Source organism: Rhodovulum sp. PH10 (genome assembly GCF_000293785.1).
In the GTDB taxonomy this organism is placed as follows: Bacteria; Pseudomonadota; Alphaproteobacteria; order Rhizobiales; family Xanthobacteraceae; genus Rhodoplanes.
This window is the reverse complement of the sequence record NZ_AKZI01000094.1, coordinates 14,086-25,655: the sequence shown is the minus strand read 5'-3', so window position 1 is coordinate 25,655 and position 11,570 is coordinate 14,086. Positions and strand designations below refer to the sequence as shown.

Below are 11,570 nucleotides of genomic sequence, written 5' to 3'. Positions count from 1 at the left end.
GCCGCACCGCTAGTCGAGCAGCGGATCGAGGATGAATTTTCGCTCGCGCGGCGGCGGGGCCGCCGGGGCGGGGGGCGGGGCGCTCGTCGCGAGGCCCGGCACCAGCCCGGGCTGTGCCGGAGGCGGCGGAGCGGCTTGGGCTGCGGGTGGCGGATCGAGCGCGCTCTTGCGTCCGCAGCCGGCGAGCACGACGGCACCGACCAGCGCGATCACCACGGTCCGAAGCACGATCCCGATATTCCGACGCATCGATTCACATCCCCCGCCGAGCCACTTTAGCAGAACGGCGCCGGTTTGCACGTCCGTGCGTGGCGTCGTGCCCAAGGGACCGCAGTGGGGCGGCGGGCGGTGGGCGGCGGGCGGCGACGCGCCGCCTCGTGCGTGCCTCGCATCCCGCTACCGCCGTCTCGCAATCGGCGAAACCGCCGGAACACCATGCGGATCGGGCTGTTGACCTCCCGTTGGACGCAGAATTCGAGGAGGCGATATGACGTCGACGACCAAGCTTCTTTCCGCCGGAATTCTCTCGCTCGGCCTGACCGCGCTCGCGGTTCCGGCGATGGCCCAGACCGGCAATCCGAACACGCCGCAAGGCGCCGAGATTCAGCAGAACATCGCGCCGAAGGGCAATATCGGCACCAGCGGCCGTCCGTACGATGCGACCGCCCCGGGCGCGACCACCGGAAGCGGCGCGACGATGGCCCCGGCCCCGCACGCCGGCAGCGGTCCGGCGGCGAACACCAGCGTTCCGCCGAGCAATCTCGGGGCGAGCCCGAGCGGTGGCACCCCGCCGAGCGAGCGGCAGAACATGGGCCCGAAGGGCACCATCGGCGGCGAGTGACGTTTTTTTGGAACGACGGGCGCAGCGACCACGACATCGCTGCGCCGGGTCCGCAGGGCGTGCTCGGCAACTGACGTCGTGGCGCGCTCCGACGGACCGAAGGCCGGCGGCCGGCGATTCCCCCCGCGATCGCGCCGCCGGCCTTTTCGCGTAGACTGTTTCGCGCAGGCTTCTCAGGGCCGGCCGCTGCCGAGCCGATCCAGCCAAAGCTTCGCCTGCGCCTCGACATTTCCCGGCGCGGTGCCGCCGAGGCTTTTCCGGCTGCCGACCGAGTTCTCCACCGACAGCACTTGGTAGACCGCCTCGGTGATGCGTGGCTCGACCGCCTGAAGCGCGTCGAGCGGCAGCGCCGCGAGGTCGAGGCCGGCCTTGTCCGCCACCTGCACGATCCGCCCGGTGACGTGATGGGCGTCGCGGAACGGCATCTTCAGCACCCGCACCAGCCAGTCGGCGAGGTCGGTCGCGGTGGAAAAGCCCTGGCCGGCGGCGGCGTGCATCTTTGCCGTGTCGGGCGTCATGTCGCGCACCATGCCGGTCATCGCGGCGAGCGACAGCGACAGCGCCGAGAGCGCGTCCATCGCCCCTTCCTTGTCCTCCTGCATGTCCTTCTGATAGGCGAGCGGCAAGCCCTTCATCACGATGAGGAGCGCGCCGAGCGCGCCGATCACCCGCCCGCTCTTCGCCCGCACCAGCTCGGCCGCGTCGGGGTTGCGCTTCTGCGGCATGATCGACGAGCCGGTGGTGAAGGCGTCCGACAGCTTCAGGAAGCCGACCAGCGGCGAGGTCCAGATCACGATCTCCTCGGCGAACCGCGACAGGTGCATCGAGGCGATCGCCGCCGCCGACAGGGTCTCCAGCACGAAATCGCGGTCGGACACGGCGTCGAGCGAGTTCGCGGTCGGCCGGTCGAAGCGCAGCGCCCGCGCGGTCATCGCCCGGTCGATCGGAAACGACGTGCCGGCGAGCGCCGCCGAGCCGAGCGGGCACTCGTTGAGGCGCTTTCTCGCATCGGCGAAGCGGCCGCGGTCGCGCGCCGCCATCTCGACATAGGCGAGCAGGTGGTGGCCGAAGGTCACCGGCTGGGCGGTCTGCAGATGGGTGAAGCCCGGCATGATCGTGCCGGCATGGGCGAGCGCGGTCTCGGCGAGCGCGCGTTGATAGCCGACGAGCTGGCTTTCGATCTCGTCGATCGCGTCGCGGACATAGAGGCGGAAATCGGTCGCCACCTGGTCGTTGCGCGAGCGGGCGGTGTGCAGCCGGCCGGCGGCCGAGCCGATCAGCGCCTTGAGGCGCGACTCCACGTTCATGTGGATGTCCTCGAGCGCGCGGCTGAACTCGAAGGTCCCGCCCTCGATCTCGGCCAGCACGGCATCCAGCCCGTGGCCGATCTGGTCGGCGTCCTCGGCCGAAATGATGCCCTGTTTGGCGAGCATCTGGGCGTGCGCCTTGCTCGCCGCGACGTCCTGGCGGTAGAGGCGGCGGTCGAAATCGATCGAGGCGTTGATCTCGGCCATCACGGCGGCGGGTTCGCTGGCGAAGCGTCCGCCCCACATCGTGTTGCTCATTCTCTCGTCCTTGCAGTGTTTCGCCGATGACCGAACCGTCCACCGACCCCGCGACCCCACCCCGGCGGCGCATTTTGGCGATCGCCGTGCTCGGCCTCGGCGTCGCCGTGGCAGCCGGCGCGATATACGGCTTCACGAGTTTCCGACGCAATGCGGATGCGCCGGCCTGCACGGCCGCGCTCGCCCGCGCCCGCACGCTGGCACCGCTCGCCAAAGGCGAGGTGGCTGCCGTGGTGCCCGCAGAAGAGGCGCGCTCGCTGAAAAACCTCGAATTCATCGACGGGACCGGGGCGAAGCGCACGCTCGCCGACTGGAAGGGTCGCACCGTGCTCCTCAATGTGTGGGCGACCTGGTGCGTGCCGTGCCGCGAGGAGATGCCGGCGCTCGACGCGCTCGAGCGCCAGCTCGGCGGGCCGAAGTTCGAGGTGGTGGCGGTCAACGCCGACACCCGCAACCCCGACAAGCCGAAGAAGTGGCTGGACGAGGTCGGGATCGAGGGGCTCGCCTTCTATGCCGATCCGAGCGGGCAGGCGCTGCGCAGCCTGAACGTGTTCGGCCTGCCGAGCACCTGGCTGGTCGACGGGGACGGCTGCGTGGTCGCCTCGCTCGCCGGCCCGGCCGCCTGGTCCTCCCCGGATGGAATTGCGATGGTCAAGGCGGCGATGGGGGAGTGACCCCGAACGTGGTGCCGCATCACGGCTCCGGCCGAAAGGACACCCGAAGGTCGCGCATGCGGACGATCATCGCGCGGCGCGGGTCGAACGGCAGGTCGCAAAAGCCAGATCGCGCATAGAAGCCGCGGACGCCGTCGTCGAGCGGATGGGTGATCACGCCGATGCTGCCGACCACCTCGGCGGCGCGCAACGCGGTCTCCAGGGCGAACCGCAGCAGCGAGGCCGCGTGCCCATGGCCCTGATGTGCGCGGTCGACCGCGAGCTGGCCGAGCAGGGTGGCGGGAAGCGGATCGGGCTGGTTGCGCTGCTGTGGTTTCGGCAGAAACGCGCGCTCGATCTGGGCGGCGCTCAGCGTGACGTAGCCGACGATTCGGCCGGTCCCGATCTCGGTCAGCACGTTGACGCGCGAAATCCCGCCCGCATGGTTCGCCCAGGCATGACGGCGGAACCACGCGTTCATCGACTCCCGGCCGCAATCGAACGAGAGCCGGTCGTCTTCCTCGGCGAGCGGGCGCGGCGGCGCCACCGCCGCCACGGTCACGCCTCCCAGGAGGGTTTTCGGCGGGCGAGTGCGGCGAGCGACGGGCTCGGCTCGGCGGGGCGCTCGACCCAGCGCTCGAATGCTTCCCAGTCCTTCGCCGGAATGGTCACGACGGAGCGGCCGAGCACCTCGGTCTCCGCGGCCTCGACCGCCGTTCGACGGACGAACTCGCTCAGGCTGGTGCGAGACTGCGCCGCCGCTGCCTCGAGGACGGCGCGTTCCTCCGGGCTGACCCGGACGCTCAGGACGGTGGTGGACGAGGGGGCGCTCATGCGTATGACGATAGCATACGCGAGGATGCCGGCCAATCGGGCGCGCCCGTCACCGATGGACCCGGCACCAGTGGATCGAGAGGGGCGTGCGCTGTGCGGTCACACCGAGATGTCGAGGGCGCGGCCGACGCCCGCTTTGACGTTGGCGAGCCGCTCGGCGTTCTGCGCCGCCTCGTCGACCATCTTGGCGACGTCCTGCTCCTGCTGAGCCGCCTGCTTCACGACCTGGGTCGCGACGTCCATCCGCGCTTGGCTCGACTGTGCGCCGACCGATGCGGCCGCAATCGAAGACGTGTCCATGATCTGCCTGCCTGCCTGTCGGTTGTTTCGTTTCTCACCGTCCGTTTCGACGGCTTCTGTCGGCCCGCTGCGAGCGGGCGCGGTCCTCACACGGAGAGATCCAGCTGGTTCTGGGCTTGAGAGATCTTCTGGTTGAGCTGGCTCGATACGCGTGCCGCGAGCTGATTTGCCGCGATCTCGGCGAGTCCGTTCGACAGCGACAAGGTGGCGCTGGCGAAACTATCGCTCATCGCGGCGAGGTTCGCTTCTGCATTCGCCCGATACGCCTTCTGCTTCTCGTTCCAGTTGGAGACCTGCTGGAACGCGGTCGGCGTCGAGACCCAGTTGAACGACGAAATCGACATGGCTCGCTCCTGGCGTCAGCGTAGAAGGGCGGGTCTTAACGAAGGGTAATCGGGCGCGCCGAATCCGCGGGCGAGACCCGCTTTTTTCGTGCGCCCGGATCGGCGGGTCAGAGCAGGGGGGCGGCGGTGGCGCCGAGCGCGGCAACGAGGTTTTGCGGCGACAGCTCCACCTGCAGGCCGCGGCGGCCGCCGTTGAGAATCACCGTCTCGTGCGCGAGGGCGCTCTCCTCGACGAAGACCCGCGCACGCTTCTTCTGGCCGAACGGCGAGATGCCGCCGACATGATAGCCGGTGATGCGCTCGGCCTCGGCCGGCGGCAGCATGGCGGCGTCCTTGGCGCCCGCCGCATGGGCGAGCTTCTTCAAGGAGACCTCGCGATTGGAGGGCACCAGCACGCACACCGTCTCGCGGCCGGCCCGCGCCATCAGCGTCTTGAGCACCCGGTCGGGCGAGACGCCCATCGCCTCGGCGGCCTGTAGCCCGATGTGCTGGGCGTCCGGATCGTAGTCGTACTCGCGCAGCGAGAAGGCGATGCCCGCCTTCTGCAGCGCCATCGTCGCCGGGGTGCCCTTGGCCATGGTGCGTGTCCCGTCGCTGTCTCCGCCCGCCGAACCCTCAGTAGGCGTACTCGGAAAACACCGGGTCGACCGAGCCGCCCCAGGCGCCGTGATATTTCGCCAAAAGCTCCTCGGCCGGCGTTTGCGCGCGCGCCACGATGTCGTCGAGGGGGGAGAGATAGCGGGTCTCGTCGCGGCCCATCCAGTCCTGGCGGGCGCGCCGCTCGAGCCCCGTCCGGGCGATCGCCAGGCACTCCTTGGCGAGCTCGAGCACGGTGCGGCCGGCGATGGTCGCCTTCAGCCCGAGCTTCGGCACCGCGTCGCGCAGGCTTTGGCGCTCCTCGGCGGTCCAGTCCTTCACGAGATCCCAGGCGGCGTCGAGGCAGGTCTCGTCGTACATCAGGCCGACCCAGAAGGCCGGCAGCGACGGCAGGCTGCGCCACGGCACGGCGTCGGTGCCGCGCATCTCGAGGTAGCGCTTGAGCCGCACCTCGGGAAAGATCGTCGAGACGTGGTTCGCCCAGTCCGACAGCGTCGCCCGCTCGCCCGGCAAACCGGGCAGCGTGCCGTTCATCAGGTCGCGGAACGACTGGCCGGCGACATCGATGTAGCGGTCGCCGCGCTTGACGAAATACATCGGCACGTCGAGCGCGTAGTCGACCCAGCGCTCGTAGCCCATGCCGGGCTCGAACGCCCACGGGATCATGCCGGAGCGGTCGGCGTCGGTGTGCCGCCAGATCTCCGAGCGGAACGAGAGGAAGCCGTTCGGCTTGCCTTCGGTGAACGGCGAGTTGGCGAACAGGGCGGTTGCCACCGGCTGCAGAGCCACCGAGGCGCGCAGCTTGCGCACCATGTCGGCCTCCGAGCAGAAGTCGAGATTGGTCTGCACCGTGCAGGTTCGGTACATCATGTCGAGGCCGAGCGTGCCGACCTTCGGCATGTAACCCGTCATGATGCGGTAGCGGCCCTTGGGCATCACCGGCATTTCCGAGCGCGTCCAGGTCGGCGCCATGCCGAGGCCGAGAAAGCCGATGCCGAGCGGCGCCGCCACCTCGCGCAGCTGCGCGAGATGCGCCTGCAGCTCGGCGCAGGTCTGGTGCATGTTGTCGACCGGCGCGCCGGACAGCTCGAACTGGCCGCCGGGCTCGAGCGAGATCGCGCCGCCGTGGGTGACGTCGACCAGCCCGATGATCGCCTCGCCCTCCATGATCGGCTCCCAGCCGAGCATGGTCTGCATGCCCTCGAGCAGCGCACGGATCGAGCGGGTGCCCTCGTAGGGCAGCGGCTCGTGCCGGGTGGTGAAGGGAAACTTCTCGTGCTCGGTGCCGATCCGGAAATTTTCGCGCGGTTTTTCACCCGCCTCGAACCAGGCGACGAGCGCGTCGCGCGATTGAAGCGGCGTCATGTCGATCACGTCACGAGCCATGGAGCATCCCGGTAGGCGAAGGTGGCGCGACCTTACACGGCCGCGACGAAAGAGCAATGTGGCGCCGAAGCGGCAGCCGGACGGGCGAGCGGGGCCGCCGCAGCGGCCCCGCGGGGCGCCGCCGAGAGGGTTCGAGACTTCGGGAGCAGGCCATTCTTCCGTTCCGGCGGCCGACGGGGCGCGAGGGCGCGGATTTTTTCGAGCCGCGAACTTGTGCTAGACCGTACCGGGAAACAGATGGGGGTTCGGACGGCCTCTGTCGAGCGAGCGGCGAACGAACGATCGGGCGGGTGACGGCGTGACGAGGAAGCGCACCACGACGGAACGCGTCGAGAGGGAACGGGGCCCGGCTCCGGCCGTCTCGCGGCACGCCGGAGCGCGGCGTCCCGCAGCGCGGCTCGCGACAATCGCGCTGGTCGCGGCGCTGCCGCTGCTCGGCGCCTGCGCGCAAAATCTCGATCTCGGGATTCTCTATGCCGCGCCCGGCAAGTACGACTATCTGCGCTGCCAGGATCTGCCGCCGCGGCTGGCCGGCCAGGTGGCGCGCGAGCAGCAGCTGCTCGATCTCACGGCGCGGGCGAACCAGGATCCGGCGGGTGGCGCGGTGAGCATGGCGGCCTATTCGGCCGACCTCGCACAGGTGCGCGCCGACATGAAAATGTTGCGCCAGACCGCGGTCGACAAGAACTGCGGCTCGATCGAGCCGCCGCCCGCCGCCGCCTCGTCCGCGCCGCCCCATGTCGCGCCGAAGCCGCCGGTCACCCGCGGCAGCCGCAGCTGAACGAGGCGAGGTCTTCGACGCAACGCCTCGTGTGACCCGACCGGGCGCGCCGAAGTCCCTCACCCGCTCGCTTCGCTCGCGACCTCTCCCCGCTGCGCGGGGCGAGGCGAGGGAGCCTCGTCGGCTCGGCACTTGCGGTCGACGTCACTTCCGGTTGAGCAAAAAGACCGCCTGCTCGCCGAACAGATTCCAGAACCACCACGGCGCGTCGATCTTCAGCGCGCGGCCCCACGGGTCGAGCGCGACGGCCTTTTCCATGCGGGCGCCGACCAGCGCGCACATCTCGGAAAAGTCCTTGATCGTGCAAAAATGGATGTTCGGCGTCTCGTACCACGTCTCCGGCAGGTTCGCGGTGCGCGGCATGCGGCCGTAGAACATCAGCTGCAGGCGGATGCGCCAGTGGCCGAAATTCGGGAACGAGACGATCGCGTGCCGGCCGATCCGCAGCATGTGCTCGACCACGTCGCGCGGGCATCGCGTCGCCTGCAGCGTCTGCGACAGGATCACGTAGTCGAACGCGTCGTCCGGATAGAAGGAGAGGTCGGTGTCGGCGTCGCCCTGCACCACCGCGAGGCCCTTGGCGACGCACTCGTTGACGCCCTCGCGCGACAGCTCGATGCCGCGCCCGTCGACGCCGCGCGCCTCGAGCAGATGCAACAGCTCGCCGTCGCCGCAGCCGACGTCGAGCACCCGCGAGCCGGGCTCGACCATCTGCGAGACCAGCAAGAGGTCGACGCGCGCGCCGCCCGGGCCACGCACCGTCTCGGCCATCGTCAGATCGCGGGGAACTCGTGCCAGCATCACCTCACCTCGCGTCCCGACCTCGCGCGCCTCACGGCTTCAGCCCGCGGGTGCGGGCGGCCGAGTCGAGAAAGCCGCGCACGATGCCGTGCAACTCCGGCTCGTCCAGCAGGAAGGCGTCGTGGCCCTTGTCGGTCTCGATCTCGGCGAACGACACCCTGGCGCCGCCGGCATTGAGCGCATGCACCACCGCGCGCGACTCCGTGGTCGGAAACAACCAGTCGCTGGTGAAGGAGATCACGCAATAGCGCGTGCGGGTGCCGGTGAAGGCCTTCGCCAACACCCCGCCGTGGTCGGCGGCGAGGTCGAAATAGTCCATCGCGCGCGTGAGATAGAGATAGCTGTTGGCGTCGAACCGCTCGACGAAGGTCGAGCCCTGGTGACGCAGATAGCTCTCCACCTCGAAATCGGCGTCGAACGAGAAGGTCGGGTTGTCGCGGTCCTGGAATTTCCGGCCGAACTTCCGGTGCAGCGCGGTGTCCGACAGATAGGTGATGTGGGCGCCCATGCGGGCGACCGACAGGCCGCGCCGCGGGCTGGTGCCCTCGACGAAGTAGCGGCCGCCGCGCCATTCCGGATCGGCCATCACCGCCTGGCGGCCGACCTCGTGGAAGGCGATGTTCTGGGCCGAGTGGCGCGGCGCGGTGGCGATCGGCAGCGCCGAGAAGACGCGCTCGGAAAAGCTCGCGCACCATTCGAGCACCTGCATGCCGCCCATCGAGCCGCCGGCGACCGAGAACAGCGTGTCGATGCCGAGATGGTCGATCAGCATGGTCTGGGCGCGCACCATGTCGCGGACGGTGATGACCGGGAAATCGAGTCCCCAGGGCGCGGCGGTCAGCGGATTGGTGGAGGACGGGCCGGTCGAGCCCATGCAGCCGCCGACCACGTTCGAGCAGATGACGAAATAGCGGTCGGTGTCGATCGGCCGGCCCGGCCCGACCATGATGTCCCACCAGCCGCCCTTGCCGGTGACCGGATGAGTGTTGGCGACGTGCTGGTCACCGGTCAGCGCGTGGCACACCAGAATGGCGTTGCTCTTCGCGGCGTTCAACTCGCCATAGGTCTGGTAGGCGATCTGGAATGGCGAGAGGTCGAGGCCCGCCTCCAGCCGGAGCGGGCGGTCGGCGCCGAAGGACGCCAGCTGCGAGCGCGGGTGGTCCGCCTCACGGACCAGGACCGGCAGCTTCTTCTCGGCCGCAGGGGGTGTGCTCATCGAAGCGTCCGGGGCGAACTCGGGGGCGGGGATCGTGCCTTCCGAGTATACCCGAAGTGAGGGGCAGGTCTGCACGTCCGGTCGAACGGCCGGGGGAGCGGAGGTTACATAGGTCCGGGCCGGCCGCAGTCAATCTTTTCTTTGCCTCCGGACCAGCGACAAATTATCAAGCGGTTCCGTGGGATGGCCGCCACCCCGGGCGGTTCGACGGAGTTTGCGACATGGCTGCGACCCCCTCTCTCGCCGATCTGCGGTCCGAGATCGATCGGATCGATGCCGAGATGCACGGCCTCCTGATGGAGCGCGGCGAGATCATCGCCCGGCTGATCGAGGTGAAGCGCACCGCCGAGACCGGCTCCGCCTTCCGCCCCGCGCGCGAGGCCGAGATGATGCGCCGGCTGGTCGAGCGGCATCACGGCATCCTGCCGCTCGACACCGCGGAGAGCATCCTGCGGGTGATCATCGCCACCTTCACCTATGTCCAGGCACCCTACCGGGTGCATGCCGACCTCTCCACCGGTGAGGCGGCGATGCGCGACAGCGCCCGGTTCCATTTCGGCTTCACCGTGCCGTTCCTCGGTCATCTCGGCGCGGGGGGGGTGTTGGCGGCGCTCGATCCGGCGCCGAGCGATCTCGGGCTGGTGCCTGCCGCGACCATCGCCGGCGGCGCCTGGTGGTCGGCGCTGGAAGCGCCGGATGCGCCGAAGATCATCGCGCGGCTGCCGTTCGTCGAGCGGGCCGACCATCCGGCCGGGCTGCCGGTGTTCGCGCTCGCCCGTCCGCACCCGGACGCCATTGTCCGCGAGGTCATGGTCCACAGCGTGCGGGTGTCGGGCTGGAGCCTCGAGGCGGCGCGCGCGGCCGGCATGCTCGCGGAGGTGGTGGCGGTGCCGGACGGCGCGTTCGACGGGGCGGCGCTGCTGGTTTCCGTTCCGAACGGCCGCACGATCGAGGCGGTGCTGGCGGCCCTGACGTCGGCGGGGGTCTCGGTTCGCTCACAGGCACTCGTCGGCGGCCACGCGACCCGCTATACCGTGTCGGCCGAAGGCGCTCTGGTTCCGACCGGGCACTGACCTCGGCCGCCCGCGCCGGTTCCGGCACGGGACGGCGTCTCCACGCGTCCGAGATTGAAAACAATGACAGGTTCCCGTCCGCAGCCGCGTCCCGGCGTGCTCTCCATTTCGCCCTATGTGCCCGGCAAGAGCGGCGCGCCGGGCGTCGCCAAGGTGTTCAAGCTGTCGTCGAACGAGTCGCCGCTCGGGCCGAGCGCGAAGGCGATCGAGGCCTACAACTCGGTCGGCAAGCATCTCGAGGATTATCCCGACGGTGCCGCCACCCGGCTGCGCGAGGCGATCGCCGGCGTCTACGGGCTCGACCCCGACCGTATCGTCTGCGGGGCCGGCTCCGACGACATCCTCCACCTGCTCGCGCAGGCCTATCTGGCCGACGGCGACGAGGCGATCTATTCGCAATACGGCTTTCTGGTGTACCCGATCGCCACCATGGCGACCGGCGCCAAGGCGGTGATGGCGCCCGAGACCGACCTCACCACCGACGTCGACGCCATTCTCGGCTGCGTCACGCCGCGCACCAAGGTGGTCTTCCTCGCCAACCCGAACAACCCGACCGGCACCTATCTGCCCTACGAGGCGGTCAAGCGGCTGCATCGCGGGCTGCCCGGCAACGTGCTCCTGGTGCTCGACGCCGCCTATGCCGACTACGTCTCGCGCAACGACTACGCGGCCGGCTTCGAGCTGGTCGCCGAGAGCGAGAACGTCGTGATGTGCCGGACGTTTTCCAAGATCCACGCGCTCGCCGCCCTGCGGCTCGGCTGGATGGTCGGGCCGGCCCACATCGTCGACGTGGTCAACCGCATCCGCGGGCCGTTCAACGTCAACGCCCCGGCGATCGACGCGGGCATCGCCGCGATCACCGATGCCGACCACATCGCCCGCTCGCGCGCCCACAACGACCGCTGGATGCCGTGGCTCGCCGCCGAGATCGGCAAGCTCGGGCTCGAGGTGACGCCGAGCGTCGGCAACTTCTTCCTGATCCATTTCCCTGGCACCGACGGTCACACCGCCCAGGCGGCCGACGCCTTCCTCTCGGCGCGCGGGCTGGTGCTGCGGGCGGTCGCGAGCTACGGCCTGCCGAACGCGCTGCGCATGAGCGTCGGCACCGAGGAGGCGAACCGGCTGGTGGTGTCCTCGCTCGCCGCGTTCATGGAGAAGGCGGCGTAGCGCGCTGCCGCA

Annotated in this window: 15 protein-coding genes; 5 read left to right on the top strand and 10 right to left on the bottom strand. The window is 69.7% G+C overall.

Translation table 11 applies throughout. The features are described from left to right. Positions 1-9: 9 nt before the first annotated feature. Positions 10-249 carry an LPS translocon maturation chaperone LptM gene (gene lptM, locus A33M_RS15845; RefSeq protein WP_052027084.1) on the bottom strand — a complete coding sequence of 80 codons (240 nt, stop codon included), beginning with the start codon at positions 247-249 and terminating at the stop codon, positions 10-12. Positions 250-487: 238 nt separating this feature from the next. Between lptM and A33M_RS15840 the strand changes: the two genes are divergently transcribed. After that, on the top strand, positions 488-841 hold the full coding sequence (locus A33M_RS15840) for a hypothetical protein (protein WP_008389033.1): 354 nt from the start codon (positions 488-490) through the stop codon (positions 839-841). 173 nt (positions 842-1,014) lie between these two features. Here the strand turns inward: A33M_RS15840 and argH are convergent, their stop codons facing one another. Next, positions 1,015-2,406 carry an argininosuccinate lyase gene (argH, locus tag A33M_RS15835; protein WP_008389031.1) on the bottom strand — a complete coding sequence of 464 codons (1,392 nt, stop codon included), beginning with the start codon at positions 2,404-2,406 and terminating at the stop codon, positions 1,015-1,017. A gap of 26 nt (positions 2,407-2,432) precedes the next feature. On the opposite strand from argH, the gene tlpA reads away from it, so the two are divergent. Continuing rightward, the gene (tlpA, locus tag A33M_RS15830) at positions 2,433-3,080 is read left to right on the top strand and encodes a thiol:disulfide interchange protein TlpA (RefSeq protein WP_008389029.1); all 648 of its coding nucleotides are present in this window, start codon (positions 2,433-2,435) and stop codon (positions 3,078-3,080) included. Positions 3,081-3,099: 19 nt separating this feature from the next. Here tlpA and A33M_RS15825 read toward each other — a convergent pair whose 3' ends face one another. The 6 genes from A33M_RS15825 to A33M_RS15805 all read right to left on the bottom strand — a co-directional run bounded on the left by A33M_RS15825 (position 3,100) and on the right by A33M_RS15805 (position 6,520). Further along, the gene (locus A33M_RS15825; protein WP_008389026.1) at positions 3,100-3,615 is read right to left on the bottom strand and encodes a GNAT family N-acetyltransferase; all 516 of its coding nucleotides are present in this window, start codon (positions 3,613-3,615) and stop codon (positions 3,100-3,102) included. 2 nt (positions 3,616-3,617) lie between these two features. Then, positions 3,618-3,893, bottom strand: coding sequence for a type II toxin-antitoxin system TacA family antitoxin (locus A33M_RS15820; protein WP_040620985.1), 276 nt, complete (start codon positions 3,891-3,893; stop codon positions 3,618-3,620). Between the two features lie 99 nt (positions 3,894-3,992). Further along, a complete protein-coding gene (locus A33M_RS24085; RefSeq protein WP_157223509.1) occupies positions 3,993-4,193 on the bottom strand; it encodes a hypothetical protein in 201 nt (66 codons plus the stop codon). 86 nt (positions 4,194-4,279) lie between these two features. Then, a complete protein-coding gene (locus A33M_RS15815) occupies positions 4,280-4,537 on the bottom strand; it encodes a hypothetical protein (protein WP_008389020.1) in 258 nt (85 codons plus the stop codon). Between the two features lie 107 nt (positions 4,538-4,644). Then, positions 4,645-5,115 carry a Cys-tRNA(Pro) deacylase gene (gene ybaK / locus A33M_RS15810; RefSeq protein WP_008389018.1) on the bottom strand — a complete coding sequence of 157 codons (471 nt, stop codon included), beginning with the start codon at positions 5,113-5,115 and terminating at the stop codon, positions 4,645-4,647. A 37-nt stretch (positions 5,116-5,152) separates the two neighbouring features. Continuing rightward, complete coding sequence (locus tag A33M_RS15805) at positions 5,153-6,520, bottom strand: glutamate--cysteine ligase (RefSeq protein WP_008389016.1); 1,368 nt, start codon at positions 6,518-6,520, stop codon at positions 5,153-5,155. Positions 6,521-6,818: 298 nt separating this feature from the next. On the opposite strand from A33M_RS15805, the gene A33M_RS15800 reads away from it, so the two are divergent. Beyond that, positions 6,819-7,301, top strand: a complete 483-nt coding sequence (locus tag A33M_RS15800; RefSeq protein ID WP_008389014.1) for a hypothetical protein — start codon at positions 6,819-6,821, stop codon at positions 7,299-7,301. A gap of 144 nt (positions 7,302-7,445) precedes the next feature. Here the strand turns inward: A33M_RS15800 and metW are convergent, their stop codons facing one another. Then, the gene (metW, locus tag A33M_RS15795; protein WP_083850503.1) at positions 7,446-8,102 is read right to left on the bottom strand and encodes a methionine biosynthesis protein MetW; all 657 of its coding nucleotides are present in this window, start codon (positions 8,100-8,102) and stop codon (positions 7,446-7,448) included. A gap of 31 nt (positions 8,103-8,133) precedes the next feature. After that, the gene (metX, locus tag A33M_RS15790) at positions 8,134-9,318 is read right to left on the bottom strand and encodes a homoserine O-acetyltransferase MetX (RefSeq protein WP_008389010.1); all 1,185 of its coding nucleotides are present in this window, start codon (positions 9,316-9,318) and stop codon (positions 8,134-8,136) included. Between the two features lie 221 nt (positions 9,319-9,539). Here metX and A33M_RS15785 point away from each other — a divergent pair, with 221 nt between their 5' ends. Continuing rightward, entirely contained in the window at positions 9,540-10,391 is an 852-nt protein-coding gene (locus A33M_RS15785; RefSeq protein ID WP_008389009.1) for a chorismate mutase, read from the top strand. A gap of 63 nt (positions 10,392-10,454) precedes the next feature. Beyond that, a complete protein-coding gene (hisC, locus tag A33M_RS15780; RefSeq protein ID WP_008389006.1) occupies positions 10,455-11,558 on the top strand; it encodes a histidinol-phosphate transaminase in 1,104 nt (367 codons plus the stop codon). Positions 11,559-11,570 lie beyond the last annotated feature (12 nt).

Excerpts from the sequence above, each read along its gene's own strand:
- lptM (WP_052027084.1), bottom strand. The coding sequence starts at position 249 with ATGCGTCGGAATATCGGGATCGTGCTTCGGACCGTGGTGATCGCGCTG.
- A33M_RS15840 (WP_008389033.1), top strand. The coding sequence starts at position 488 with ATGACGTCGACGACCAAGCTTCTTTCCGCCGGAATTCTCTCGCTCGGC.
- argH (WP_008389031.1), bottom strand. The coding sequence starts at position 2,406 with ATGAGCAACACGATGTGGGGCGGACGCTTCGCCAGCGAACCCGCCGCC.
- tlpA (WP_008389029.1), top strand. The coding sequence starts at position 2,433 with ATGACCGAACCGTCCACCGACCCCGCGACCCCACCCCGGCGGCGCATT.
- A33M_RS15820 (WP_040620985.1), bottom strand. The coding sequence starts at position 3,893 with ATGAGCGCCCCCTCGTCCACCACCGTCCTGAGCGTCCGGGTCAGCCCG.
- A33M_RS24085 (WP_157223509.1), bottom strand. The coding sequence starts at position 4,193 with ATGGACACGTCTTCGATTGCGGCCGCATCGGTCGGCGCACAGTCGAGC.
- A33M_RS15815 (WP_008389020.1), bottom strand. The coding sequence starts at position 4,537 with ATGTCGATTTCGTCGTTCAACTGGGTCTCGACGCCGACCGCGTTCCAG.
- ybaK (WP_008389018.1), bottom strand. The coding sequence starts at position 5,115 with ATGGCCAAGGGCACCCCGGCGACGATGGCGCTGCAGAAGGCGGGCATC.
- A33M_RS15805 (WP_008389016.1), bottom strand. The coding sequence starts at position 6,520 with ATGGCTCGTGACGTGATCGACATGACGCCGCTTCAATCGCGCGACGCG.
- metW (WP_083850503.1), bottom strand. The coding sequence starts at position 8,102 with ATGCTGGCACGAGTTCCCCGCGATCTGACGATGGCCGAGACGGTGCGT.
- metX (WP_008389010.1), bottom strand. The coding sequence starts at position 9,318 with ATGAGCACACCCCCTGCGGCCGAGAAGAAGCTGCCGGTCCTGGTCCGT.
- A33M_RS15785 (WP_008389009.1), top strand. The coding sequence starts at position 9,540 with ATGGCTGCGACCCCCTCTCTCGCCGATCTGCGGTCCGAGATCGATCGG.
- hisC (WP_008389006.1), top strand. The coding sequence starts at position 10,455 with ATGACAGGTTCCCGTCCGCAGCCGCGTCCCGGCGTGCTCTCCATTTCG.